We start from the raw sequence: 25,623 nt of genomic DNA, 5'->3' as shown, positions 1-25,623 counted from the left end.
CCGCGTAGGGGACGGTTTCTTTGTCACACCCGTAGGGTGGGACTAAGGAACTGTCCCCGAAGCCCCCAGAACCCCCGGAGCTCCCGGAACGGAGGCAGTTTCCCAGCACCTGCAAAAACTTCTCGCAGTCCTCGTCATCGTGGAAGATTGTAGAGCGGTTGATCCCGCGCAGCATCACATGGTAGATGCCGCTGTTGCTTTTTTGTCTGGCTCGTCTTGGCATAGGATATCACCTAAATTCATTGAGAAAGGGGTTTTACTATGAATAGAATCACACAAGCTGATCGAGAACACAAGGAAAAATGGGACAAAAGAACCGTCCCCAAATACCCAAATACCATGCATCACTGGGCACCAACCCCGTTTTTACGCCCGAGGGCGATTATATAGATATATAAAAGAAAGGAAAGTGTGAACTGATGAGAAAAAGAGTATTGTCTCTGCTTCTTACAATTGTCATGCTGCTCGGTATGCTGCCGGGCACGGCGCTGGCATGGACGGGAACGGAAGATTATGTAATCGTCACAGCCGAAAAGTATGACGCCGCAGGAAACGGCACATTTTTGCTGAAGCCGATGCGGATCAGCAAAGTAAGCGCCGGTGACATGGCTGAATGGATTTCGCAAGCCTATGGAAGCAGCAATGTCAAGATGGAAGAAGATGACTGGGGTCCTTGCGACATAACAGGCTATGTGGATGCAACGCAGACAGATGGCTGGTTGGACAACGGCGATCTGGGCGAATCCTCCAAATGGCTGGTATGGCTGCGGGCCACCAACCAATACGGCGAGGACAGAAGATATACTATCCCGGTTGATTATCGTAAAATTTCCGCCCTGGATATGGTGCGTCTTGTCTTTGTTGCGGATGGCGCGCAGATCGATATGGACACGGTCAAGAAGGATGATCTGCTCATCCTGACTTCCGGGATGAATGATGACCAGATTGACGCCGCAGGCGTGGCTTATCAGGGCGCTCTGGACATGCTTCTGAAGAAAAATGCCACACAGGATGAGGTCGATAAGGCGTATGCGGCGCTGGAGCGCGCGCTGCTTCCCTCGAACCCGGCAGTTGGTATCCAGGTCAGCCCGAATCCTGTGGAGGTCAGCGTTGGAAAGACGAAGGATCTCACCGCTACGCTGCTGACAGTGGAGGGCAATGAGAGCACCGACACGGTGACTTGGGAAATCGCAAACACGAGCATTGCCACAGTCAGTGCAGAGGGCACTGCAGCAGCTGTCACAGGTGTTGCCGAGGGCGAAACGACTCTGACCGTCAGAGCGAATGAGACTATTTTTGTGACCGTTCCTGTCAAGGTAGGCGATATCCCGGCTACCGGCATCACCCTGCCGGAGACGGCAAGCGTGGAGGAGATGAATACCACGCGCCTTATTCCCACGCTGACACCAGCGGACTCCACCGACACCGTGACCTGGAGCGTTGCGGATTCGACCATTGCCACTGTGGATCAGGAGGGCCTTGTCAGGGGTCTTACGGCGGGCGTGACCACAGTCACTGCTACGGCCAACGGCCACAGCGATACCTGCACCCTGACGGTCACCGCAGCTCCCTATGTGTACTTCGAGTACAGTGACGGCACCAAGAAGCTTCCGGAGGACGGCTCCTTCACTCTGACCTCTCTGGATGTGGGCAAGTTTGTTGTAGCAAACAGATCGGGCGCTGTCTGGAGTTGCAACGGTAATGTTCCTGACCCCAACCCCGAGTATCCCGACGCAGTTCGGACGCATTATTGGATCAACTCGGAAACCGGCGTGTGGACGCCCTCCGGCACCCAGCCCACCACTGCGACTGTGTCGGCAGGCGGTTTTAGCGACAGCTTCACGATCAACTATCAGACTGCCTCCGGTATCACCGAGCTGAAGACCCTTGTCAATGGTGTGGAAGCCAACATGGAGACTCCCTTCTCCATGGATGGTACCGGCAAAGCCGGCATCGTCACCCAGGGTCTGCTGAACGGCGAATGGATCACTGTGCCCCAGCAGGCGCTGAAATACACCACCAGCGATACCACATACAACATCCGCATTCTCGGCAACGAGCTGATTCTCGGCATGGAAGGCGGGGCCACCCTGACCGCCACCATGATCGGTGAGAGCGTGAGCGCCTCCTTCCAGGCACAATGCGGGAGTGTTCCCTTAACCGGCTTTACCATCGCAACGCCGGAAACCTTTACCATTACCGGCGAGAAGAACTTCATGAACGATCAGTACTATGGACTGGAGTTGTACTCGCAGAATCTGGTCATTACCTACGAACCCAGCAATACCACCCAAACGGAACTGGAATGGGAGTGCTTGACCCCCGACATTGCGTTCTATACAACAGAGCATCTCGCCGGTATCGTTCCCTTGAGATGCGGTACCGCGCAGTTCAAGGTTACCAGCAAAAGCAACTCCGAACTGACACAGACTGTTACGGTCAAATTCCTGTATCAGAACCCCCTGATAAGCGCATCGCTTGCAAAGACGGCATATACCCTTGAGGTGGGCCAGAACGAAGCTCTGAATTTCACTTTCACTCCTGAAAACGCAACCGATAAGGGCTTTACCTATTCCTACGACAAAGCAGGAATCGTAGAGGTCAAGGACGGTAAGATCTTTGCACAGGCTGTGGGTCAGGTGACTGTAACCGCAACGCCCTCTGACCAGACCATGGACTGCCAGCCTGTCACCTTCACCGTCACGGTAAACAGAGACAGCTCCACTCCTTATGAGAACGTCAAGCTTAATGTGGGTGAAAGCAAAACCTACATTGACAACACCGGCGACTATACCGGCGCTTCGCTTGAGGGTCTCAACACCGATGTAGCGACGGTCACTCTGGAGGCTGAGACGTCTGATCCCATCGTCATCGGCAACCTCGGCAATGATAGCAGCTTCAACAGCGCCACGGTTGATATTTCCAAGTGCCTGTACAATTTCAAAAAGAACGACGACGGCACCTGGACCATTACCGGCACCGATGCCAGCGGCAATACCGTTTACCTGTACCCCGGCAACGGCAAGGATGTGGCGAACGGCGACAGAACCGCCGGCTATCCCAACGCCGCTGCGGACAACTCGCAGTTGGATGGCATGACCATCACCATTTCCCAAGGTAATGATGACGGCTCCTTCTATATCTGGAGTAACGAGAACGCCTGGCAGAACGAATACGGTGGATACCTGTACTTCAACCGTATGGATTATAACTGGAATCGTTCGCAGACCATCACCAGCGATACCGATCGGTCCTACTGCTCTATGTTCCTGTACAGGGCAGCTGCGGACGACGAGACCTCCAGTGAAGCGATCCCTGGCTATGTCCGCGTCACCAGTGTTGACGCTCTGACCGACGGACAGTACCTGATCGCGGCGCCCGGCGGCGACGGAAACTGGTATGTGGCTTACCCCAGTGCCAGCACTGCCAGCCTCTACGCCCAGATCGCCCGGGTTTCCTCCAGCTCTGCGGCCAGCACGAAGATCACCATCACCGGCGTAGCCGCCGGCGAGACCTCCGTGACGGTGAACGGCGTTGCGTACGAAATCACGGTCGTCGAAGCGGATCGGACTCTGACCTCCGACTGGCCGAGCTTCCGCGGCAATGACTACAACAACGGCGTCACCTCCTATCGTACGCCCAGAAACGCCGCAGAAACGGCACAGAAATGGGTCAATCAGATCAGCACCGGCTGGTCTGATACTCCCAGCCCCATGATCCTGGTGGACGGCGATCTTGTGATCATGTCCGGCAGTACGCTTTACAAACTGAGCACCGCTACCGGCGCGAAAGTCGATTCCGCTACCATGGCCGCAGCTCCCAGCTATGCCACGACCCCGCCGCTTTTTGCGGACAACATGATCTTCTGTCAGCTGGACGGCGGCAAGGTTCAGGCCTTCAATGCAGACACGCTGGAGTCCCTGTGGGTCTATACCGATGAAAACGGCGGTCAGGCGCAGAGCCCCATCGCCTATTCCGACGGCAAGCTCTATGTGGGCTTCAACTATAACGACAATGGCACCGGTAATTGCAGCTTCGTCTGCCTGAACGCCGAAGACGGCACTCTGGTCTGGCGGGATGTGGATGGCTACGGCTACTACTGGGACGGCGCCGTTGTCGTGGGTGACTATGTCATCTATGGCACCAATGGCGGCAAGGTTGTCAGCCGGAACAAAGCGGACGGCGAGGTTGTAACCACTTTGGATGTGGGCAACAAGGTTCGCTCCTCCATCTGCTACGAAGCCGGTAAGATTTACTTCGCGGACTATGCGGCAAACCTGTGCTACGCGGATCTGAACACCGCCACCGGCGCGCTGTCTAACCTGACCAAGGTGGACTGCTCCGTTTACGGTTCCTATTCCACCAGCACGCCTGTGGTGTACAAGGGCATTGCCTACTTCGGCGTGGGCGGCTGGAGCGGCAATAAGAGCATTGTCGCTGTGGATGTCGAGACCAATGCCATCAAGTGGGCCATCGAAGAGCCTGCCTATCCGCAGTGCTCCATCTTGCTGTCCACCGCCTATGAGGCGACCGACGGCTACATCTACCTGTACGTCACCTACAACAATAACCCTGGCGGCGTCAACGTCATCAAGGCGAAGGCCGATGGCAGCGAAGCCGCCCAGGAAACCCTCTATACTCCCGCATCCGACTATCAGCAGTACTGCATCTGCAGCGTGATCGCCGACAGCGACGGCACGCTGTACTACAAGAACGACTCCGGTGCCATCTTCGCGCTGGGTAAAGCCGAGAATGCGGCAGATGTGGCGGCGGCTGCTGCAGTCATTGCCTCCATCAACGGCATCGGCACTGTCACGCTGGGTAGCGAGACCGCGATCACCGCAGCCCGCGCTGCCTACAACGCATTGACCGACGATCAAAAGGCGCTGGTCACCAACTATAGCGTGCTGGTTGCCGCTGAGGCCGCGCTGGCTCACCTGAAGAATCCCGGCACCACGCCCGACCCTGAGGATGACAAAATCACCGTTACCTTCCGTCTGATCGGCGCTGAGAAGGCGACGCAGGACGTGGATATGAAGAATTCCGACTATGTGCCAGAGTATGTTACCTGGATCAAGACCACTACCTACAAGGTCGATGAGGACGCCAAGGTCTACGATGTTTTCATGAAGGCGCTGGACAAGGCCGGCCTTGACCAAAGCGGTGCGGAAAACAACTATGTCCGTTGGATCACGGCACCGGCATCTCTGGGTGGCTACCGGCTGGGAGAGTTCACTAACGGCCAATATTCCGGCTGGATGTACACCATCAACGGCCAGCATGGCGACTATGGCTTGAAGGAGCAAGGCCTGGAAGATGGCGATGAGATTGTCTGGCATTATGTGAACGACTATCGCTATGAGATTAAGGACTGGTACGGCGGTTCCGACGGCGACGAGAGTACGTGGAACAAGTGGCTGGACGCCAAGGACGTCAATCCCGCTTCCTCCGGCAGCGGCGCCGGCGGCGCCGGAGGCGGTGCTGTGAGTGCCGCCGACCAGAATGCCGCCGACAAGGTTGCTGATCTGATCACAAACATCGGTACCGTTACCAAGGACAGCGGCAGTAAGATCGAAGCCGCCCGCAAGGCCTACGATGCCCTGACGGACGCCCAGAAGAAGCTGGTCGGCAACTACGACAAGCTGGTGGCCGCCGAGTCCGCCTATGCGCAGCTCACGCTGGGTCTGCCCTTCACCGATGTGAAGGAGAGCGACTACTACTATGAAGCGGTGAAGTGGGCCGTGGAGCAGGGCATCACCAATGGCACTACGGATACCACCTTCAGCCCCAATGCGAGCTGCACCCGTGCCCAGATGGTGACCTTCCTGTGGCGCGCCGCCGGCTCTCCCGAGCCTGCCGGCAAGGCAAGCTCTTTCACCGATGTGAATGAGGACGCCTACTACTTCAAGGCGCTGTTGTGGGCCATCGAAAACGGCATCACCAATGGCACCTCCACCACGACTTTCAGTCCGGACATGACCTGCACCCGCGGTCAGATGGCGGCCTTCCTGTACCGCAGCGCCAAGACGCCTGCTGTCAGCGGAAGCGCGTCCTTTACGGATGTGAACGATGGTGCGTATTACAGCAGCGCCGTTGTGTGGGCCGCCCAGGAGGGCATCACCAACGGCACCGGGGATGGCACTACCTTCAGCCCGGACGCCACCTGCACCCGCGGTCAGATGGTAACTTTCCTCTACCGCTATCTGGCGGATTGACGTGTTTCCCCTGTTGTTTGCGGTTTTAGACAAGCTGCAAACATGCGTTTCTCCCTTTCCGGCGGCCTCCCCCGGGGCTTTTGGCCCCCGGGGGAGGCTCCGCCGCAGCAACTGAACAGAAACAAGATTGCAAAGAGAAAACTCCGTGAGATCCGGGACGGGCCTGCCCCCGCCGTTACAGTCGGCCATCTTTGCAGAAGTACGGCGGGAGATGAAACAGCAGTCGGCTCTGCTCCCTCCACCGGGAAGCAGAGCCTGTTTTTATCTTCCGAGCCCGGCAGTTGATTCAGAAAACAGATCTTTTCAGAGCAAGGAAGAGATTTTATGAATACAGACAACATGACAAAGGACGACCTCAGCCGCGCCAGACAGGAGCTGGAACGCCGCAACGCAGTTTCCCGGGTGAATGGCTTTGAAACGGAATGGTGTGAGGCATGGGTCTGGCAGTATTATCATCCTGACGGGGTGAGGGGACGACAGATCTATCGGAGCTATTCCGACGAGGAACTGCTGGATATCCTGATCCCGGTGATGGACCAGCCGGGGCACAAGCCGCAGTTTGACCGGGTCCATCACATCTATAAGCTCTATCTGACCCGCCGCTTCCAGGACCTCAGGCGAGCTAAGGACAAAGCCAGAGCGCGGCGGAAGGCGCTGGAGCAGCAGGCAAAGTGGCCGCCGGACTGGCCGGAGGCTGTATCTTCCGAACCGGTTTACCGGCGAATCGGAGAACAGGGAAAAGAGATCACGGAGCAGGACCGGGCAGCCATAGAGAGCCTGTGTGAACAGGTCCGGCAGACAAGGCTTCCGCCGGAGTTGTCCGATCCGGTCTGCCAGCCGCTGAAAAAATACTGCGGCATCAAGAAAGCCCTGGAGATGATGAACATTCCCGCGCTGAACAAAACGGAACGCAGATTTATGCTCCGCTATTGGCAGAAAAAGCGCACGTCATAAACTCCGGTGGGCGTACCCGCAGAAAAATTGTAGGAGGAATACTCATGGCTCAAGTGAAAAAACGGGCGGTCAATCTGCTGCTGGCATGCATCATGCTATTCAGCCTTTCCGTCAGCGCCCTTGCGGTTTCGGGCAGCACGCTGTCCGGCGCTGTTACAGATACGGCGCAGTACATGTATAAGACCGTCAAAAATCCCCAGGTGGGTTCCATCGGCGGCGAGTGGGCGGTGCTGGGCCTGGCTCGCAGCGGCTATGCGGTCCCGGAGGAATACTACCAAGACTACTGTGCCACCGTGGAGAAGTATGTGGAGGCCTGCAAGGGCGTGCTCCACGAGAAAAAGTACACCGAATACTCCCGCCTGATTGTGGCCCTCTCCTCCATCGGAAAAGACGCCCGAAATGTGGCGGGCTACGACCTGACCTATGCACTGGGCGATTACGACAAGACCATCTGGCAGGGGCTCAACGGTCCCGTCTGGGCCCTCATCGCCCTGGACAGCCGCAATTATCCCATGCCTCAGAACAAGGATGCCAAGACCCAGGCCACCCGACAGATGTACATTGACCGCATTCTGGCGTGCCAGCTCCCAGACGGCGGCTGGAGCCTGTTCGGCGGAACTGCCGCCGCGTCCAGCGGAGATAATGTCTCCGACCCGGACATCACCGGCATGGCTTTACAGGCTTTGGCAAAGTATCAGGATCAGCCCGCTGTCAAACAGGCTACGGAGGAAGCTCTGGCCTGTATGTCCGAAATGCAGAATGCCAACGGCGGCTTTGGATCCTGGGGCACGGCCAACTCCGAAAGCTGCGTCCAGATGATCGTGGCCCTGTGCGAGCTGGGCATTTCTCTGGATGACCCCAGATTTGTGAAGAACGGAAACACCCTGCTGGACAACCTTATGACCTATTACCTGCCGGGGAACGGCTTCCTCCACACCGCCGATGGCTCCGGCAGCAACCAGATGGCAACAGAGCAGGGCTTCTATGGCCTGGTGGCTGCTCAACGTGCTGCCCAGGGGAAGAACAGCCTGTACCGCATGGGGGACGCCATTACCGTTTCCGCCGGGGAAGGCCTGCAGTCCGGACAGGGGCTGGCGGGCAAGCACCCCGACGTGAAGGCCCAGCCCATTACCAACCCCGGCAAGACCTTTGCGGACATCTCCGGAGTCAATGCCCACGTCAATCAGGCGGCCATAGAAGCCCTGGCCTACCGGGGCATCATCAACGGCTACGATGAGAGCCGTTTCGGCCCCGACCAGACCATGACCCGCGCCCAGTTCGCCGCCGTCGTCGTCCGGGCTCTGGGCCTGCCCCAGAAGCCCACGGACAATTTCACCGATGTGCCCTCTGATGCCTGGTGCGCTTCCGTTGTAGGCGCAGCCTACACCTATGGCATCGTCAACGGCACCACGGCCACTACCTTCAACCCCAACGGCACCATCACCCGGCAGGAGGCTGCCGTCATGGTGGCCCGGGCCGCCAGGCTCTGCGGCATGGATACGGCCATGGACAGCGCGGCTATACGGGATACACTGGCACAGTTCGGAGACTACGTGACCACCGGCGAGTGGGCACGGGAGAGCCTGGCGTTTTGCTATGACGCAGGCATTCTGGATCAGAGCGAGCTGAACATCCAGCCCAAAGCCGCCATCAAGCGCTGCGAGATCGCCCAGATGATCTTCCATCTGCTGGGCAGCGCCGATCTGCTGTGAGGAGAACTTCTATGTGGTGGAAACAGAACAAATGGAAAGTCATCGTCCCCGTGCTGATCGCAGCCGTTCTGGCGGCGGCCTTCTGGTACGGCGGCGGAGCACCCGGCATGCAGGGCTGGGAGGTCGGCAAGAACGACACATCCCTGTCTGCTCCCACAGAGCCGGTACAGTCTGTGACGGACAGCACGCCCGGTCCGTCCGAACTGGATGAGACCCTGAGACCGGACGTTACCCCCGAACCAGTGGATACAGAGCCGTCAGAACCTGCCTCGGAGCCTACCCCTGAAACGGGGATTGATAGCCGCCCCGGTGGTCTGGAAGGTGACATGAGCGTCCAGGAGAAACTGGAGGCCGCTGAGAAGATTGCGGGCGGCAATTCTCCCGGAGTGGAAAGCGGCGACCAGGGTTACTCTGAACAGCAGGGCATGGTCATCGACCCGGCCACCGGCAAGGACAAATATCTCACCGATCCTGTCCCGGAGGGCAAGCCCATTCCCGTGGAGCCCCAGGACGTGACCATCTCCGATGTGGCGCACACCTGCACCATCTCCATCTCCTGCGCCACCATTCTGGACAACATCGACTGGCTTGATCCGGAGAAGGTGGATCTGGTACCTGCTGACGGATGGATATTGCCTCCGACTGCGGTTACTTTCTACGAGGGAGAGAGCGTGTTCAATGTGCTTCAACGCACCTGCAAACAGCAGGGCATCCATATGGAATTTGAGAATACCCCTATGTACAACTCGGCCTATATCGAGGGCATCCACAACCTGTATGAATTTGACTGTGGGGAGTTGTCCGGCTGGATGTACAAGGTCAACGAGTGGTTCCCCAACTACGGCTGCAGCCGCTACCAGCTCAAAGACGGTGACGTGGTCTGCTGGGTCTACACCTGTGATCTGGGCATCGACGTGGGCGGCTATTATGCCACGAACTGACATTAAATCTTCCCTTCGGGAGTTGAAACCATGAAAAACAGAGATACCTTTTCCAGCTGCCATCCCTTGGTCAATTTCCTGTACTTCGGTTTGGTGCTGGTGTTTTCCATGTTCTTCATGCACCCGGCGAGCCTGCTGATCTCCCTGGCCTGCGCCATTGCCTATAACGTCTATCTGAACGGGCGGAAGGCGGTACGCTTTCAGCTTTTATACATGCTGCCCATGATGGCGATGGCGGCGCTGGTGAACCCCGCCTTCAACCACGAGGGAGCCACACTGTTATGCTATCTGCCCACGGGCAACCCCCTGACGCTGGAGAGCATCCTCTACGGCGCGGCCGCCGCCATGATGCTGGCCGCTGTCATCACCTGGTTTTCCTGCTACAATGCGGTCATGACCTCGGACAAGTTCGTATACCTGTTCGGGCGGGTCATCCCGGCTTTGAGTCTGGTGCTCTCCATGACGCTGCGCTTTGTGCCCAAATTCAAGGCCCAGTTCCGGGTGGTCAGCGAGGCCCAGCGCTGCGTGGGGCGGGACACGTCCACGGGCAGCGTGCTGCAGCGGCTGAAAAATGCCATCACCATCCTGTCCATTATGGTGACCTGGAGCCTGGAGAACGCCATTGAGACGGCGGACAGCATGAAGAGCCGGGGCTACGGCCTTCCGGGCCGCACGGCCTTCTCCATTTACCGCTTCGATGACCGGGATCGGGCGGTGCTGTTGTGGCTGGGCTTCTGCGGCTTTTATATCTTCGCCGGGTGGATGGCGGGCGGCCTGTATTGGCGGTATTATCCAACCGTCAAAAGCGCCCCGGTCACACCCTTTACCGTCAGTTTTCAGCTGGTGTATCTGGCCCTGTGCCTGACGCCGGTGATCCTGGACCGGCATGAGGACCGCACCTGGCGGAGTTTAGAGAAGGAGAAACGAACCTGTGCATGAACTTAGTTATACAGTGGAGCGTCTGGAGGTCTCCGTGCCAGTGGAGGAATATACAGCGGCTTGTGTGGACGTTCCGAAATTTCTTGCCTATTGTAAGGATTGTCCTAATTACAATACCCGTTGGTCATGCCCTCCCTTTGATTTTGATCCTCTGGAAATTTGGAGCAGATACGATACCCTGCGACTAATCGCCTGTGTGCTGTCTTTTGCCCCTGGACAGGATGCGCAGTCAGCTGTGCAGGCGCTGAAAGAGGTCAAGAAGGACCTGGTGGAGGAATTGCTGGCATTGGAGCAGTCCGTTCCCGGTTCTTTCGCCTTATCTGCCGGAACATGCGAATATTGCGAGCGGTGTGGGAAAGCAGACGGTATGCCCTGCCGGGCGCCGGAGCGTCTGCGCTACTCCATTGAGGCTCTGGGGGGCGATGTGGGAAAGACCATGGAGAAATATCTGCAAAAGCCGATCCGGTGGATCCGGAACGGCACTGTGCCGGAATATCTGACGCTGGTGGGCGGGCTTCTGATGAACCCAAAAGATAATGGTTCCGGTTTGACATCCAAGGGATAGGGAGAAAGTACATTTTGAATAGTTTTGAGATACGAGACCTGAGTTTTTCCTATCCAGAGCAGGAAAAAAAGGCAATAGATAACTTAACACTGTCCGTTCAACAGGGCGAGTTTATCGTGCTCTGCGGCCCCTCCGGCTGCGGCAAGAGCACGCTGCTCCGCCAACTGAAAACCGTGCTGGCGCCTCATGGACGGAGAACCGGTGAAATTCTTTTTGAAGGTACGCCGCTGGACGAACTGGATCAGCGGACACAGAGCCAGAAGATCGGCTTTGTGCAGCAAAGCCCGGAAAACCAGATCGTTACGGATAAGGTCTGGCATGAACTGGCTTTTGGCTTGGAAAGCCTCGGCTGCGATACCCCCACCATCCGCCGCAGGGTGGCGGAGATGGCCTCCTTCTTCGGCATCCAGACCTGGTTCTATAAAAGTGTTACCGAGCTCTCCGGCGGACAGAAGCAGCTGCTGAATCTGGCTTCCGTCATGGTGATGCAGCCCTCGGTCCTGATTCTGGACGAGCCCACCAGCCAGCTGGACCCCATCGCGGCCAGCGATTTTCTGGCCACGCTGGGCAAGATCAACCGGGAGCTGGGCACCACCATCCTTCTGACGGAGCACCGTCTGGAGGAGGCTTTCCCTCTGGCCACGACGGTGGCGGTCATGGACAAGGGCAGGCTCCTCTGCACCGGCACGCCTTATGAGGTGGGTACGGCTTTGAAGAACGCCGGACACGCCATGTTCCTGGCCATGCCCACCGCCATGCGGGTCTGGGCGGCGGTGGAGAACGACGCGGCCTGCCCCATTACAGTCCGGGAGGGCCGGGACTGGCTGACGGTCTTTGCGGCGACCCATCCTTTACAGGAACTGCCCGCCGAAGCCCAGTATGCCTACCCCAACGAGACCGCCATTCAGGCGGAAGAGCTGTGGTTCAAGTACGAAAAGGACCTGCCCGACGTGGTGAAGGGCCTGTCCCTGACGGTGAAAAAAGGCGAGTTTATGGCACTGCTGGGGGGCAACGGAACCGGCAAGACCACCAGTTTGAAGCTGTTGGCTGGGCTTCTGAAGCCTTACCGGGGGGCGGTCCATATGAACGGCAGCGTGGGGGTCCTGCCCCAGAATCCCCAGGCGCTGTTTGTGAAAAAGACGGTCCGGGAGGACCTGTTTGAGATCTTGAAGGGACGGCAGATGAGCCATCCGGACAAGGATGCCGCCGTGGCCCGGATCGTGCGGCTCTGCCGTCTGGAGGAGCTGCTGGACCGCCACCCCTATGACCTGTCCGGTGGCGAGCAGCAGCGGGCGGCCCTGGCCAAGGTGCTGCTGCTGGACCCGGATATTCTGCTGATGGACGAGCCTACCAAGGGCCTGGACGCAGAGTTCAAGCAGGTGTTCGCGGAGATCATACAGGTGCTGCTGCGCCGGGGCGTCACCATCCTCATGATCAGCCACGACATTGAATTCTGCGCCCGCTATGCCCACCGCTGCGCGCTGTTTTTCGACGGCGGCATCGTCACCGAAGGGACACCCCGGATCTTTTTCTCCGGCAACAGCTTCTACACCACCTCCGCCAACCGTATGGCCCGCAGTCTGCTGCCGGAGGCGGTGACGGCGGAGGATATGATTGCCGCCTGCGGCGGGGCAATGCCCCCGGCGCCAGAGCTGCCAGAGGATGACTTCACGCTGCCCCAGCCCAGGGAAGACACGGCGGACTGGAGGCCCAAACCCCTGCCCTGGTGGCGGAAGCTTCTGGCGGCGGTGTCCGGCGCGGCTGTCATCTTCCTGCTCATACAAGCTTTGGGCATTACAGACCTGACCGCGCTGATCGGGCAGGAGGGTATAACAGCCATAGCGGGCAGCCAGCTTCAGATGTACGGCATCATGCTTCTGTGTATGTTCGTTTTTGCCTTCTCCATCTCCCGCCGCAGCCACCGGCCGAATTATCTGGTGCAGACACCCAGAGAGAAGCGGAAGCTGACAAAACGAACCCTGGCAGCCACGATCCTCATCCTGCTGCTGATTCCTCTGACCCTGTTCATCGGCGAGACGTATCTTGCAGGGAAGAAGTACTATTTCATCTCTCTGCTCATTCTGCTGGAGTGCATGATTCCCTTCTTCCTGATTTTCGAGAGCCGCAAGCCCCAGGCCCGGGAGCTGGTCATCATCGCGGTGCTGTGCGCCATCGGCGTGGCGGGCCGGGCAGCCTTCTTCATGCTGCCCCAGTTCAAGCCCGTCATGGCCCTGACCATCATCGCGGGCGTGGCCTTTGGCGGTGAGACGGGCTTTCTGGTGGGAGCCATGACCATGCTGGCCTCCAACGTGCTGTTCTCCCAGGGGTCGTGGACGCCGTGGCAGATGTTCTGCATGGGCATCATCGGCTTTTTGGCGGGGGTCCTGTTCCGCAAGGGCTGGCTCCGCCGCAGCCGGCTGTCCCTGTGTATCTTCGGCGCCCTGGCCGCCATCCTCATCTACGGCGGCATCATGAACCCGGCCTCCGCCCTCATGTGGACCACGGAGCTGAACTGGAAGATCCTGATGACCTACTATATCTCCGGCTTCCCCATGGACTGCATTCACGCCGCGGCCACCTGGATCTTCCTCTGGTTCGCCGCTGAGCCTATGCTGGAAAAGCTGGACCGCATCAAGGTCAAGTACGGCCTGGTGGAATGAGCCGCAGAGAAGGATTCGCTTGTGGCTATGATTTCTATTAAGGACACAGATGAGGCGCATCATGTCATTTGCACAGATATCCAATATGGTGCATCTACATTGAACTGCCACCCTTGCAACTTGCTCAGGAGAACAGAATAAAATGTATATGTTCAAGAGACGATTTTATGAAAAACAAAGCACAAGTCAGATTGCAGCTCCTGCAGAAATATCTGCTGGAATATACAGATGAACAGCACGCTGCGTCAGTTTCAGATATTTTATCCTTTTGGGCAGAGAATGGCATCCAAGCCAGCCGCAAGAGTGTCTATGCAGATATTGAGCTATTACAGGATAGTGGCATGGATGTCATCTGCATCAGAAGCACTCAAAACCGATACTTTGTAGGGAATCGGCTGTTTGAATTGCCCGAGCTGAAGTTGCTGGTAGATGCGGTGGAATCATCGCATTTTATCACTGAGAAAAAGAGTAATGTTCTGATTGAGAAGCTCGGTCACTTGGTCAGTACAAGACAGGCTGAGCAGTTGAATCGTCATATCTATATGGATGGCATGGCCAAGCCAACTAACGAAGCGATTTACTACATAATTGATGCGCTCCAAACCGCTATCCAAGAAAAATATCCGATTTCGTTCCAATATTATGAATATACACAGGGCAAAGAGAAGATCCTGAAACACGACGGATATCGCTATGTGTTCAGCCCGTATGTCCTGATTTGGAATCGGGATTATTACTATGTAGTCGGTTGGTCTGAGCGCCATGGGAAGCTGGCACAATTCCGAGTTGATCGCATTACTGGAATTGAGAAAGCGGAGACCGAGTATTTAGAAGATGCTGCATTTGATCCGGCAGTCTATGTCAGGGAAGTTTTTGGAATGTACAACGACGATTCTGCAGAAGTGACATTATTGTGTAAAAACGAGACCATGCGAAGCGTGATAGATCGATTTGGTGAGACTGTCAATACAATCCCTGTTGACACAAAACACTTTCGGGCCATTGTAAACGTTGCTCCGACTCCTCCGTTTTTCGCTTGGATATTTACTTTTGGAGGTGCCATTCGAATCGAAAAGCCTGCAGCGATACAAGAGAAGATGCGAGAAATGGCCGCATGGCTATGCGAATAGGGAAAAGACAAGGTCGCCAAATTGGCGACCTTGTCTCATGCTCATGAACGATTTTGTTTACTTACCCTTGTGGTGCGTCCCCATTACTGGCGTCCCGGTTTTTTATGTGCTGGCAAGGGATTTTACTTGCAAAGCGTCAAAATGAAGTCTATAATGGTCTTATAACGGATAAAACAAGGTAAGGAGTGTATAGGAACCGGACGGATCTGCTTGGAGGTGGGATCGTGTTTCAGGTAGGGGACAAAATCGTTCACCCGATGCACGGCGCTGGTGTTGTAGACAGCATCGTGCAGAAGAAAATCAACGGTGTCGTACGGGAGTACTACATCCTGAAGCTGCCCGTGGGCGGGATGCTGGTGATGATCCCCACGGCCAACAGCGAGGAGATCGGTGTGCGCCCGGTGGTCAACGGGGAGGAGGCGGACCGCGTCATTGCCGCCATTCCCGGCATCGAGGTGGATATGACCCCCAACTGGAACCGCCGTTACCGGGAAAATATGCTCCGGCTGAAAAGCGGGGACCTGCTGGAGGTGGCCCGGGTGGTGAAGGGACTGACCCACCGGGACGAGGAGCGGGGGCTCTCCACCGGAGAGCGCAAGATGCTCCACTCCGCCAAACAGATCCTGATCTCAGAGATCGTGCTCTCCCAGAACGCCAGCTACGAGGACGTGGAAAAGCGCATCAATACCGCTATGGCGTAATAGGAATACAACGGCGGGACGGTAAGCCGCCCCGCCCATATCAGGCAAAGAAAAGGGGCCGGCAGGCTCCTTTTTTGCAGAAGGAGGAACCAATATGGCAGGCATATTTTCCCGGCTGTTTCATCGGGAGGGGCCGGAATCCCTCCGCTGCGGCGCGGTGGTGCCTGCGGCGGGCAGCTCCACCCGGATGGGGCAGGACAAGGTGCTGCTCCCCCTGGACGGGGTGCCGGTGATCCTCCGTACCCTGCGGGCCCTGGACAACTGCCCCCTCATTGACGAGATCGTGGTGGTCACCCGGGAGGATCTGATTGTGCCCATCAGCGGCTTGTGCCGGGATGCCGCCCTGTCCAAGGTGCGGAAGGTGGTACGGGGCGGGGAGACCCGCACCCAGTCGGTGCTGGCCGGGGTGGAGGAGCTGAGCCGTAAGATCGAGCTGGCCGCCATCCACGACGGCGCCCGGCCTCTGGTGAGCCAGCGGGTGCTGGAGGAAGTGATCCGACGGGCCCACCAGTGCGGCGCCGCCGCCCCCGCTGTGCCGGTAAAGGATACGGTAAAGGTGGCCCGGGACGGCCTGGTGGAGTCCACCCCTGACCGGTCGGCCCTCTACGCCGTCCAGACTCCCCAGGTGTTCCAACGGGATCTGATCCGGGGCGCCCTTACCAAGGCACTGGAAGCGGAGGCCGCTCTCACCGACGACTGCTCCGCCGTGGAGCGGCTGGGCATCGGGGTGGCTCTGACCCAGGGCGATTACTGTAACCTGAAACTGACCACGCCGGAGGATGTGGCCATGGCTGAGGCTCTGTTGGCCTGGAGGGAGGACGTATGAGAATCGGACACGGATATGACGTACATAAGCTGGTGGAGGGCCGGAAGCTGATTTTGGGGGGCGTGGACATCCCCTGGGAGAAGGGGCTGCTGGGCCACTCCGACGCCGACGTACTGACCCACGCCATTATGGACGCCCTGCTGGGGGCGGCGGCCCTGGGGGACATCGGCAAGCTGTTCCCCGATAATGACCCGGCTTACGCCGGAGCGGACAGCCTGGTGCTGCTGGAGCGGGTGGGAGAGCGTCTCACCCAGGCCGGGTACCGGGTGGGCAATATCGACGCCACCATCCTGGCTCAAAAGCCCAAGCTGGCTCCCCATATCCCTCAGATGCGAGCCAATCTGGCGGCACGGCTGGGACTGGACGTGGATCAGGTCAGCGTGAAGGCCACCACCGAGGAGGGCCTGGGCTTTACCGGGACCGGGGAGGGCATGGCCGCTCATGCCGTCTGCCTGCTGGAAAGGCTCTGAGTGCGGGCGACCATAAAGGTCGCCCCTACGACGGATGTTCACACGCACGTTCCGCTCCTCTTGCACATATGCTGGTGCGAGAGGAGCGTTTTTTATGGTCTATTATCTCATTGTCTGCCGCTCCCTGACCTATGCCCAGCGGACAGCCGCCGCGCTGGAGCGGGCGGGGATCACGGCGCGGATCCTTCGATCCCCCAAACTCATCGACCGGGAAGGGTGCAGCCACTCGGTGAAGGTGGCCGAGCGCAGCCTCACCGCCGCGCTGGTGATCCTCAACCGGGCGGGCCTCACACCCAAGCGGATCTTCCTCCAGGCGGAGGATGGCGGCTACCGGGAGGTGGGGCTGTGATCTATCTGGACAGCGCCGCCACCACCCTGCAAAAGCCACCCACCGTGGCCCGGGCGGCGGCCTGGGCGGTGGGAAATCTGGCCAGCCCCGGCCGGGGCGGCCACCTGCCCGCTCGCCGGGCGGCGGAAACTGCCTTTGCCTGCCGTCAGGCGGCGGCGGAGCTCTTCGGCATGGAGAGCCCTGAACAGGTGGTATTTACCTCCAACGCCACCCACGGACTCAACATCGCCATCCGCTCCCTGGTGAAGCCGGGGGACCGGGTGCTCATTTCCCCATGGGAGCACAATGCCGTCACCCGCCCGCTCCACGCCCTGGGGGCGGAGATCCTGATAGCCCGCGCCCCGCTGTTTGACCGGCAGGGACTGCTGGATGCCTTTGAGGCCGGTCTGGAGGCCGACCCGGCGGCGGTGGTGTGTACCCATGTCTCCAATGTGTTCGGTTTTATCCTGCCTATGGAGGAGATATCTGCCCTGTGCCGCCGCCGGAGGATTCCCCTCATCGTGGACGCTTCCCAATCCGCCGGCTGTGTGCCGGTGCGGCAGGAGAAGCTGGGGGCGGCCTTCATCGCCATGCCCGGCCACAAGGGGCTGTACGGCCCCCAGGGGACCGGGCTGCTCCTCTGCGCCGGGGAGGCGGTTCCTCTGATCCATGGGGGTACCGGCAGCGCCTCGGCCCTCCAGACCATGCCTGACTATCTGCCTGACCGGCTGGAGGCGGGGACCCACAACCTGCCCGGCATTGCCGGACTGCTGGCGGGGCTGCGCTATGTGACCGCCCGTACCCCGGAGGCCATCGGCAAACGGGAGGGGGCTCTCATCCGCCGGGCGGCCCAGGGGCTTGCCCGGCTGCCCCGGGTGATCGTTTTTCAGGCCCGGGACCCGGCCTGCCAGAGCGGGGTGCTCTCCTTCCAGGTGGCAGGTCTGGACTGCGAGGCGGTGGGGGAGGCCCTGAGCCGACGGGGCATCGCGGTGCGGGCGGGGCTCCACTGCGCCCCCCTGGCCCACGAAAACGCCGGCACTTTGGAGGCGGGTACCGTCCGGGCCAGCGTCTCTGACTTCAACACGGCGGCGGAGGTGGACCGGTTTGTGTGGGAACTCTCCCGGCTGGTCCAGTCATCCCGCTGAGCGAAATGCCCTCCAAGGCCCTGGGCCCGGAGGGTTTTTTGCTGCCCGAAGGGCGTCGGACCCCGTCAGATGCGGGGGAAGGATGAACGGAATTCACAGAAAATTGATCTTGCTTACCCTTGTCAATCACAGGGGAATACAGTATAATAAATTGGTTAAAGTAGGTCGGTCCGACAGGCCCGGCCGGGGAGCAATGACCGGCGCCGCCGGAGAGCGGGAGACGTGGGAGTATGGAAGGCATTTTATATCTGCTGCAGCAGCTCAAAGGGATGGTGACCCCCATCGGGATCTTCGATATCATTGATATCCTGATCATGGCGTTTATCATCTACAAGCTTATCATGCTCATCCGCCGCACCAGCTCCGGGGCGGTGGCCAAGGGTGTATTGGTGTTCATTGTGGCCCTGTGGATCTCCAGTATGATGCAGCTCAACACCGTCAGCTTTTTGCTGGGCAAGCTGGTGGAGTGGGGCGGCGTGGCACTGGTGGTCATCTTCCAGCCGGAGATCCGCCGCTTCCTGGAGCAGATGGGCCGCACCAGCATCGGCAAGGTCTTTACCCATGTCGAGGAGCGCAATGAGCTGGATGGGGCCATCACCCAGACCGTGGAGGCCTACGCGGCTCTGTCCAAGTCCAAGACCGGCGCGCTGATGGTATTTGAGCGGAAGAATATGCTGGAGGACGCCATCAAGACGGGTACCGCTCTGGACTGCTCGGTGAGCGCCGAGCTGCTGAAGAATATTTTCTGGAACAAAGCCCCCCTCCATGATGGCGCCGTCATCGTCCGGGGCGGCCGGATCGTGGGCGCGGGCTGTATGCTCCCCATGTCGGGCAATGTGAACCTGTCCCGGGAGCTGGGTATGCGCCACCGGGCGGGCATCGGCGCCAGCGAGCACACCGACGCGGTGGTGGCCATCGTGTCGGAGGAGACCGGCTCTATCTCAGTGGCGGTGGGCGGAATGCTCAAGCGGCATCTGGCCCCCGAGACCCTGGAGCGGCTGCTCCGCAATGAGCTTATGCCCGAGCAGGAACAGACCGAAGCGCCCTCCAAGTTCAAATTCAAGACACTGTTCCGGGGCGGAAAGGGGGAGAAGCAGAATGGTGAGAAAGATCACTGATTCCAAGTGGTTTTATATTCTGGTCTCCCTGCTGCTGGCCTTTGCCCTTTGGATCTATGTGGGTAAGGAGGCCAACCCCATTACCACCGGTACCGTCCGCAGCGTTCAGGTAGTGTTCAGCGGCCTGGACGTACTGGAGGAGCGGGGCCTGATGATCTCCCAGGGAGCGGAGCAGACGGTGAGCCTCAACATCCAGGCCCGCCGGGAGGTATTCAACCGCCTGTCCCAGGGAGATGTGACGGTGAACGTCGATGTGTCCTCCATCACCGAGCCGGGGGAGCAGTCCATCCCCATCACCACCCGCATCATCAGTTATCCCCGGTCGGTTACCTCCACCGACGCCATTGATCTGCGGTACACCAGCCCGGCTACAGTGGATTTCACTGTGTCCCGATGGACGGAAAAGAATGTACCGGTGCAGGCGGTCTTTGAGGGCAGCGTGGCCGAGGGCTATCAGCGTGGCGAGTTCTCCATCACCCCGGAGACCATTACCATCAGCGGCCAGGAGGAGCTGGTCAACGAGGTGCAGTATGCTCAGGTAGTTGTGTCCCAGCAGGACCTGACCAGCACCTACAGTGAGCAATGTCAGGTGACCCTCATTGATCCCAACGGCAATCCTGTGACAGGTGTCAATATCAAGGCTGAACCCCAGACGGTTCTGGTGACCCTGCCGGTGGAGATTCTCAAGGAGGTGCCCCTCACCGTCAACCTCATCGAGGGCGGCGGCGCCACGGCGGCCGACGCCAAGGTGACCTTCAGCCCCACCGACACCATCATGGTGTCCGGCGATCAGGCCGACGTGGAGGGCCTGAAGGAGATCTCACTGGGCGATATCAAGCTGGCCGACGTGTACGGTACCAATACCTTTACCAAGGAGATCGAGCTCTCTCCCGAGCTGACCAATGTCAGCGGCATTACCGAAGTCACTGTGACAGTCAGTATCCAGGGTCTGGCCACCCGTACCATGAAGGTGGACAATATCGAGATCATCAACAAACCTGTGGGTTATCAGGCGGAGGCCATTACCAAGTCGTGCAGCGTCCTCATCCGGGGGCCGGAGGAGGAGGTCAACCGAATCACCGAGTCCCAGCTGCGCATCGTGGCCGACCTGTCCAACACAGATCTCTCCACCGGCAGCCGCACGGTTCCTGTCAAGGTCTACCTGGACGGCAGCAGCAGCGTGGGCGTGGTGGGTGAATACGCCATTTCCGTGTCCCTGACGTAGATTTCTGTCATAGAACAAAGAGAAAATTCAAGGTGATCCCATGATTCAAACTGCAAAAGTAACCAAAGTATTTCCCGACGGCCGGGCGGAGGTGGCGGTAAAGCGTCAGTCCGCCTGCGGCCACGACTGCTCCAAGTGCGGCGGCGGGTGCAGTGAGCTGATGGTCAGCTCCACCGTGGCCGTCATGGCGGCCAACCCGGTGCGGGCCATGCCCGGGGACATGGTGCGGGTGGAGTCCTCCACCGGCGGCATCCTGAAGGCGGCGCTGGTGGTCTACCTGGTGCCCTTTGTCCTGTTTTTCCTGGGCTACTTCGTCTGCGCCGCTCTTCAGCTCAGCGGCGGTATCAGCGCTGCGGCGGGCGGCATCGGCTTTGCCGTGGGCGTGCTGCTGGCGGTGCTGCTGGACCGGCAGGTGCGCCGCAGTCGCTCCATCACCTTCTGCATCACCGCCATCAATCCCGCTGACTGATGTTTGGCTATGTGCGTCCCTGGCGGGACGAACTGAAGGTACGCCAGAACCGGGATTATGAGGCTCTCTACTGCGGGGTGTGCCACGCTTTGGGCAAACGCCACGGCTTCATGGCCCGGATGTTTCTCAACTACGACTTTACCTTCCTTGCCATGCTGCTGGACGGCGCAAAGCCGGAGCCTGCCTCCAAACGGTGCCCCGCCCGGCTGTGGTGCAGGAAGAAAAACTGCGTCCTCTCCACTGGAGTGGACGCGGCTGCTGACGCCGGTACCATCCTCAGCTACTGGAAGCTGCGGGACACGGTGGATGACAGCGGATTCTGGAAGGGGCTGCCCGCCCGGCTGCTCTCCCGGCTGCTCCGCCGGGGCTACCGGAAGGCTGCCGCCGCCCGGCCCGACTTTGACGGTACGGTGCGTCGATGTCTGGGGGAGCTGCAGGAACTGGAGGGAGAGAAGTGCCCCTCCATCGACCGGACGGCGGATACCTTTGCCCGGCTGCTCACCGCCGCCGCGCCCCCCTCGGGGGACCGGGCGCGGGACCGGGCCATGGAACAGCTGCTCTACCACATCGGGCGGTGGATCTATCTGGTGGACGCCTGGGACGATCTGGAGGAGGACAAGCGCACCGGCGCCTACAATCCCATCCTCATTCGCTTTGACGGCAGGCCGGAGGAGGGACGGGAGACCATGCGCACCACCCTGCGCCACTCCCTCAATCTGGCCCGGTCGGCCATGGCCCTGCTGGAGCTGGGCCACTGGCAGGAGACGGTGGAGAACATTCTCTATCTGGGCCTGCCCGCCGTGGAAGAACTGGTTTTTACCGGCCGATGGAAGGCCGCCAATCATACAGACAGGAGAAAACATACATGAGCGATCCTTACAGCGTATTGGGTGTAAAGCCCGACGCCAGCGACGACGAGATCAAGCGGGCGTACCGGGAACTGGCCCGAAAGTACCATCCCGACAACTATCAGAACAATCCTCTGGCCGATCTGGCGGAGGAGAAGATGAAGGAGATCAACGAGGCCTACGACGCCATCACCAGGATGCGCTCCGGCGGCGGCCACCAGGGCGGAAGCTACCAGGGGGGTTATCAGCAGTCCTACGGCTCCTCCTCCCAGGGGTCCAGCCTGTACAATCAGGTCCGCCAGGCCATCAACATGGGGGATCTGAGCCGGGCCGAGCAGCTGCTCCGCTCCGCCCCCAACCAGGACGCCGAGTGGCACTTCCTCACCGGCTCTCTGGCCTACCGGAAGGGCTGGCTGGACGAGGCCACCCAGCACATCCAGATGGCCTGCAACATGGCCCCGTCCAACGCGGAGTACCGTCAGGCCCTGATGATGATGCGTCAGGGCGGTCAGGCCTACCGGCCCTACGGCTACGGCGACGGTCCCGACGCCTGCGATATGTGTACCGCCTGTATGTGTCTCAACTGCCTGTGCGGCGGCTGCGGGAACTAAACCATGGCAGGGCGTGGTTCTTACCGCGGCGGCGCGGGCCGGACGGCACTGGTGGGTCTGCTCACTGGCCTGTCCCTCATCTCACTCTACCTGGCCTTCCTGGCGCCCAGCGGCAAGCTGGCGCTGGTAGCGGTGGCGGGGCTGTTTCCGGCGGGGGCGGTGGTGTCCGCCAGCCTGGCCGCCGGGTTCTTCTGCTACGGCGCCACCGGCATCCTGGGGCTGCTCCTCATCCCCAGCAAGAGCGTGGGACTGCTCTATCTGATCTTTTTCGGACTGTGGCCCATGGTGAAAAGCCTGCTGGAGCGGCTGCCCAGCCGGGTGCTGGAGTGGGTGGGCAAGCTGGCCTGCTGCAACATCGCCCTGGCGGTGCTGTGGTTCGGGCTGAAGGCTCTCTTTCTGCCCTTTCTGCCTGCCGCCCTCAGCCAGAGCTGGATGATCTTTGCCGCCGGCAACATCGGCTTTGTCATTTATGACATGGGCTTTTCCAAGCTCATTGCCTTCTATGTGGCCCGGGTGGACAGGGGCTTGCGGAAGAATCGGTAGTCTGATATAATTATGCGTAATGAACAAAACTGGAAGTCTTGAAAGCCAAAGCTTTCAGGACCAAATGGCTTTGTTCAGGTGCAAGGTTTTTGGTCGAAGTTGTCCAAAAAACCTTGCGCCTTCCATTGGTGCGTCTCAACGCACCAATGGAAATACGCATTATAATAAATAAGATTAAATACTTTCATACGAACAGGGGGAACCCCATTTGGTCAAGAGTATGACCGGCTACGGCCGGGGAGAGGCCAACCTCAGCGGCCGTCCCATCACGGTGGAGCTGCGCTCGGTGAACAACCGCTATCTGGACTGCACCGTCAAGCTGCCCCGCATCTATGTGTTTGCCGAGGACGCGGTGAAGAGCCGGGTGCAGAGCCGGATCTCCCGGGGCAAGGTGGACGTGTACATCACCATCGGCCCCTCCGCCAATGGCGACGTGGCCATTTCGGTGAACAAGCCGGTGGCCGACGGCTATTACGCCGCCCTGAAGGATCTGCGGGATACCTACGGTCTGCGGGACGATATCTCTGTATCGCTGCTCTCCCGGTTCCAGGACGTGTTCCTGGTGGAAAAGACCCAGGAGGACCTGGAGGCCCTGTCTGCCGATATCTGCGCGGTGCTGGACCTGGCTCTGGACGACTTTGACGCCATGCGTACCCGGGAAGGGGAGAAGCTGTGCCAGGACGTCCGGTCCCGGGCGGCCACCATCGAGGGCCTGGTATCCAAGGTGGAGAAGCGTTCTCCCGGCATCGTGGCCGACTACCGGGCCAAGCTGGCGGCCCGGATGAACGAGGTGCTCCAGAACACCCAGATCGACGAGAGCCGCATCCTCACCGAGGCGGCCATCTATGCCGACAAGGTGGCGGTGGACGAGGAGACCGTCCGCCTGCGCAGCCATCTGTCCCAGCTGGACCATATGCTGGGCCAGGGCGGCGCCATCGGCCGTAAGCTGGACTTTTTGATCCAGGAGTTCAACCGGGAGGCCAACACCATCGGTTCCAAATGCAGCGATATTGAGACCGCCGGCTATGTGGTGGATATCAAGGCAGAGATCGAGAAGATCCGGGAACAGATCCAGAACATCGAGTAAGGAGCGGCCCCATGAAACTGATCAACATCGGCTTTGGCAACATGGTATCGGCGGGGCGGCTCATCGCCATCGTCAGTCCGGAATCCGCCCCCATCAAGCGTATGGTACAGGAGGCCCGGGATAAGGGCAACCTGATCGACGCCACTTATGGACGGCGTACCCGGGCGGTGCTCATCATGGACAGCGACCACATCGTGCTCTCGGCCCTCCAGCCGGAGACGGTGGCAGGCCGACTGGGCGGAAAAGAGACAGAAGCCGCAGAGGAGGAAGAAGCGCCTTGATGGGAAAGAAAAAGGAACGGGGCACGCTCATCGTGCTCTCCGGCCCCTCGGGGGTGGGAAAGAGCACCGTGATCGCCGAGCTGCTCAGCGAACGCAAAGACATCCATTTTTCCGTGTCCTTCACCACCCGGCAGCCCCGGGTGGGCGAGGAGGACGGAGTCAACTACAACTTCGTCGCCCGCGAGGAATTTGAGCGGATGATCGCCAACGACGAACTGTTGGAATACGCCGAATATGTCCATAATTACTACGGCACCTCCCTGCGGGTGATCCGGGAGAAGCTGGACGCCGGTATCGACGTGCTGCTGGACATCGAGGTACAGGGTGCCGCCAAGGTGCGCTCCAAGTGCCCCGACGCGGTGTGTATCTTCATCGTACCTCCCTCCTTTGAGGAGCTGTCCCGCCGGCTGCACCGCCGGGCAACCGACAGCGAGGAGGTCATCCAGGGCCGGCTCCAGAAGGCCCGGGAGGAGTACCGGGAGATCCCCAATTATGACTATCTGGTGGTCAACGACAAGGTGTCCGACGCGGCGGGGGAGATCATTTCCATCCTCACCGCCGAGGGATGCCGCACCAAAAACCGCATGAATCTGGTAGAAGGAGTCTGATATAATATGATGCTCGAACCCCCTATGAATCAACTGCTCAAGCAGGTGCCCAGCCGCTATATGCTGGTGAACGTGGTGGCCCAGCGGGCCCGTCAGGTGGCCACCGAGGCGGAGGACGCCGGCATCTCTCTGGATGATAAGCCCGTCACCATCGCCATCCGTGAGGTGGCCGAGGGTAAGGTGGAGCTGGACCAGGAAGAGGCCTGATATGAGAGGAATGAGAGGCAAGCGACAGACTTTCCGGCCT

At 59.4% G+C, this 25,623-nt stretch carries 23 protein-coding genes; all 23 read left to right on the top strand.

Going from position 1 to position 25,623, the window contains the following annotated elements; translation table 11 throughout:
- Positions 1 to 419: 419 nt before the first annotated feature.
- The 23 genes from WHJ28_RS02195 to rpoZ all read left to right on the top strand — a co-directional run bounded on the left by WHJ28_RS02195 (position 420) and on the right by rpoZ (position 25,583).
- Positions 420 to 6,215 (top strand): S-layer homology domain-containing protein, encoded by a 5,796-nt coding sequence (locus WHJ28_RS02195; RefSeq protein WP_340039453.1) that lies wholly within the window; start codon positions 420 to 422, stop codon positions 6,213 to 6,215.
- Between the two features lie 324 nt (positions 6,216 to 6,539).
- A complete protein-coding gene (locus tag WHJ28_RS02190; RefSeq protein WP_340039452.1) occupies positions 6,540 to 7,169 on the top strand; it encodes a hypothetical protein in 630 nt (209 codons plus the stop codon).
- Positions 7,170 to 7,213: 44 nt separating this feature from the next.
- Positions 7,214 to 8,881: an S-layer homology domain-containing protein gene (locus tag WHJ28_RS02185; protein ID WP_340039451.1), complete on the top strand. Its 1,668-nt coding sequence runs from the start codon at positions 7,214 to 7,216 to the stop codon at positions 8,879 to 8,881.
- Positions 8,882 to 8,892: 11 nt separating this feature from the next.
- Positions 8,893 to 9,822 (top strand): DUF4430 domain-containing protein, encoded by a 930-nt coding sequence (locus WHJ28_RS02180; RefSeq protein WP_340039450.1) that lies wholly within the window; start codon positions 8,893 to 8,895, stop codon positions 9,820 to 9,822.
- 30 nt (positions 9,823 to 9,852) lie between these two features.
- A complete protein-coding gene (locus WHJ28_RS02175; RefSeq protein ID WP_340039449.1) occupies positions 9,853 to 10,761 on the top strand; it encodes an energy-coupling factor transporter transmembrane component T in 909 nt (302 codons plus the stop codon).
- Positions 10,754 to 11,326, top strand: a complete 573-nt coding sequence (locus WHJ28_RS02170) for a DUF2284 domain-containing protein (RefSeq protein ID WP_340039447.1) — start codon at positions 10,754 to 10,756, stop codon at positions 11,324 to 11,326. Before WHJ28_RS02175 ends, WHJ28_RS02170 begins: the two co-directional genes overlap by 8 nt.
- 14 nt (positions 11,327 to 11,340) lie before the next feature.
- Complete coding sequence (locus tag WHJ28_RS02165; protein WP_340039446.1) at positions 11,341 to 13,986, top strand: ATP-binding cassette domain-containing protein; 2,646 nt, start codon at positions 11,341 to 11,343, stop codon at positions 13,984 to 13,986.
- Between the two features lie 167 nt (positions 13,987 to 14,153).
- Positions 14,154 to 15,116, top strand: a complete 963-nt coding sequence (locus tag WHJ28_RS02160) for a helix-turn-helix transcriptional regulator (RefSeq protein WP_340039444.1) — start codon at positions 14,154 to 14,156, stop codon at positions 15,114 to 15,116.
- Positions 15,117 to 15,340: 224 nt separating this feature from the next.
- Positions 15,341 to 15,817, top strand: a complete 477-nt coding sequence (locus WHJ28_RS02155; RefSeq protein ID WP_340039442.1) for a CarD family transcriptional regulator — start codon at positions 15,341 to 15,343, stop codon at positions 15,815 to 15,817.
- 94 nt (positions 15,818 to 15,911) lie between these two features.
- A complete protein-coding gene (ispD, locus tag WHJ28_RS02150; protein WP_340039441.1) occupies positions 15,912 to 16,643 on the top strand; it encodes a 2-C-methyl-D-erythritol 4-phosphate cytidylyltransferase in 732 nt (243 codons plus the stop codon).
- Positions 16,640 to 17,113 carry a 2-C-methyl-D-erythritol 2,4-cyclodiphosphate synthase gene (gene ispF / locus WHJ28_RS02145; protein WP_340039440.1) on the top strand — a complete coding sequence of 158 codons (474 nt, stop codon included), beginning with the start codon at positions 16,640 to 16,642 and terminating at the stop codon, positions 17,111 to 17,113. The genes ispD and ispF overlap by 4 nt, the downstream gene beginning before the upstream one ends.
- Positions 17,114 to 17,207: 94 nt before the next feature.
- Positions 17,208 to 17,462, top strand: a complete 255-nt coding sequence (locus tag WHJ28_RS02140; protein WP_204704927.1) for a putative Se/S carrier protein — start codon at positions 17,208 to 17,210, stop codon at positions 17,460 to 17,462.
- On the top strand, positions 17,459 to 18,586 hold the full coding sequence (locus tag WHJ28_RS02135; protein WP_340039437.1) for an aminotransferase class V-fold PLP-dependent enzyme: 1,128 nt from the start codon (positions 17,459 to 17,461) through the stop codon (positions 18,584 to 18,586). Before WHJ28_RS02140 ends, WHJ28_RS02135 begins: the two co-directional genes overlap by 4 nt.
- Positions 18,587 to 18,816: 230 nt before the next feature.
- Entirely contained in the window at positions 18,817 to 19,704 is an 888-nt protein-coding gene (gene cdaA / locus WHJ28_RS02130; protein ID WP_340039436.1) for a diadenylate cyclase CdaA, read from the top strand.
- Positions 19,685 to 20,929 (top strand): CdaR family protein, encoded by a 1,245-nt coding sequence (locus WHJ28_RS02125; RefSeq protein ID WP_340039435.1) that lies wholly within the window; start codon positions 19,685 to 19,687, stop codon positions 20,927 to 20,929. Before cdaA ends, WHJ28_RS02125 begins: the two co-directional genes overlap by 20 nt.
- A gap of 40 nt (positions 20,930 to 20,969) precedes the next feature.
- On the top strand, positions 20,970 to 21,398 hold the full coding sequence (locus tag WHJ28_RS02120) for a SoxR reducing system RseC family protein (RefSeq protein WP_340039434.1): 429 nt from the start codon (positions 20,970 to 20,972) through the stop codon (positions 21,396 to 21,398).
- Positions 21,398 to 22,267 (top strand): DUF5685 family protein, encoded by an 870-nt coding sequence (locus tag WHJ28_RS02115; protein ID WP_340039433.1) that lies wholly within the window; start codon positions 21,398 to 21,400, stop codon positions 22,265 to 22,267. The genes WHJ28_RS02120 and WHJ28_RS02115 overlap by 1 nt, the downstream gene beginning before the upstream one ends.
- On the top strand, positions 22,264 to 22,857 hold the full coding sequence (locus tag WHJ28_RS02110; protein ID WP_340039432.1) for a J domain-containing protein: 594 nt from the start codon (positions 22,264 to 22,266) through the stop codon (positions 22,855 to 22,857). Before WHJ28_RS02115 ends, WHJ28_RS02110 begins: the two co-directional genes overlap by 4 nt.
- A gap of 3 nt (positions 22,858 to 22,860) precedes the next feature.
- On the top strand, positions 22,861 to 23,400 hold the full coding sequence (locus tag WHJ28_RS02105) for a hypothetical protein (protein WP_340039430.1): 540 nt from the start codon (positions 22,861 to 22,863) through the stop codon (positions 23,398 to 23,400).
- Between the two features lie 208 nt (positions 23,401 to 23,608).
- Complete coding sequence (locus WHJ28_RS02100) at positions 23,609 to 24,487, top strand: YicC/YloC family endoribonuclease (protein ID WP_340039429.1); 879 nt, start codon at positions 23,609 to 23,611, stop codon at positions 24,485 to 24,487.
- An 11-nt stretch (positions 24,488 to 24,498) separates the two neighbouring features.
- Positions 24,499 to 24,768 (top strand): extracellular matrix/biofilm regulator RemA, encoded by a 270-nt coding sequence (gene remA / locus WHJ28_RS02095; RefSeq protein WP_087187926.1) that lies wholly within the window; start codon positions 24,499 to 24,501, stop codon positions 24,766 to 24,768.
- Complete coding sequence (gmk, locus tag WHJ28_RS02090; RefSeq protein WP_340039481.1) at positions 24,768 to 25,376, top strand: guanylate kinase; 609 nt, start codon at positions 24,768 to 24,770, stop codon at positions 25,374 to 25,376. Before remA ends, gmk begins: the two co-directional genes overlap by 1 nt.
- A gap of 6 nt (positions 25,377 to 25,382) precedes the next feature.
- Complete coding sequence (gene rpoZ / locus WHJ28_RS02085) at positions 25,383 to 25,583, top strand: DNA-directed RNA polymerase subunit omega (protein WP_317323182.1); 201 nt, start codon at positions 25,383 to 25,385, stop codon at positions 25,581 to 25,583.
- The last annotated feature ends 40 nt before the right edge of the window (positions 25,584 to 25,623 follow it).

This window comes from Flavonifractor porci (assembly GCF_037572415.1).
In the GTDB taxonomy this organism is placed as follows: Bacteria; Bacillota; Clostridia; order Oscillospirales; family Oscillospiraceae; genus Flavonifractor; species Flavonifractor porci.
Note: the sequence above shows the minus strand (reverse complement) of the source record. Positions and strands in the feature narration are given on the sequence as shown.

Coding starts and splice junctions, on each gene's coding strand:
- ispF (WP_340039440.1), top strand. CDS start 16,640: ATGAGAATCGGACACGGATATGACGTACATAAGCTGGTGGAGGGCCGG.
- gmk (WP_340039481.1), top strand. CDS start 24,768: ATGGGAAAGAAAAAGGAACGGGGCACGCTCATCGTGCTCTCCGGCCCC.
- WHJ28_RS02120 (WP_340039434.1), top strand. CDS start 20,970: ATGATTCAAACTGCAAAAGTAACCAAAGTATTTCCCGACGGCCGGGCG.
- WHJ28_RS02115 (WP_340039433.1), top strand. CDS start 21,398: ATGTTTGGCTATGTGCGTCCCTGGCGGGACGAACTGAAGGTACGCCAG.
- WHJ28_RS02105 (WP_340039430.1), top strand. CDS start 22,861: ATGGCAGGGCGTGGTTCTTACCGCGGCGGCGCGGGCCGGACGGCACTG.
- WHJ28_RS02190 (WP_340039452.1), top strand. CDS start 6,540: ATGAATACAGACAACATGACAAAGGACGACCTCAGCCGCGCCAGACAG.
- WHJ28_RS02110 (WP_340039432.1), top strand. CDS start 22,264: ATGAGCGATCCTTACAGCGTATTGGGTGTAAAGCCCGACGCCAGCGAC.
- rpoZ (WP_317323182.1), top strand. CDS start 25,383: ATGATGCTCGAACCCCCTATGAATCAACTGCTCAAGCAGGTGCCCAGC.
- remA (WP_087187926.1), top strand. CDS start 24,499: ATGAAACTGATCAACATCGGCTTTGGCAACATGGTATCGGCGGGGCGG.
- WHJ28_RS02125 (WP_340039435.1), top strand. CDS start 19,685: ATGGTGAGAAAGATCACTGATTCCAAGTGGTTTTATATTCTGGTCTCC.
- ispD (WP_340039441.1), top strand. CDS start 15,912: ATGGCAGGCATATTTTCCCGGCTGTTTCATCGGGAGGGGCCGGAATCC.
- cdaA (WP_340039436.1), top strand. CDS start 18,817: ATGGAAGGCATTTTATATCTGCTGCAGCAGCTCAAAGGGATGGTGACC.
- WHJ28_RS02160 (WP_340039444.1), top strand. CDS start 14,154: ATGAAAAACAAAGCACAAGTCAGATTGCAGCTCCTGCAGAAATATCTG.
- WHJ28_RS02185 (WP_340039451.1), top strand. CDS start 7,214: ATGGCTCAAGTGAAAAAACGGGCGGTCAATCTGCTGCTGGCATGCATC.
- WHJ28_RS02180 (WP_340039450.1), top strand. CDS start 8,893: ATGTGGTGGAAACAGAACAAATGGAAAGTCATCGTCCCCGTGCTGATC.
- WHJ28_RS02140 (WP_204704927.1), top strand. CDS start 17,208: ATGGTCTATTATCTCATTGTCTGCCGCTCCCTGACCTATGCCCAGCGG.
- WHJ28_RS02175 (WP_340039449.1), top strand. CDS start 9,853: ATGAAAAACAGAGATACCTTTTCCAGCTGCCATCCCTTGGTCAATTTC.
- WHJ28_RS02195 (WP_340039453.1), top strand. CDS start 420: ATGAGAAAAAGAGTATTGTCTCTGCTTCTTACAATTGTCATGCTGCTC.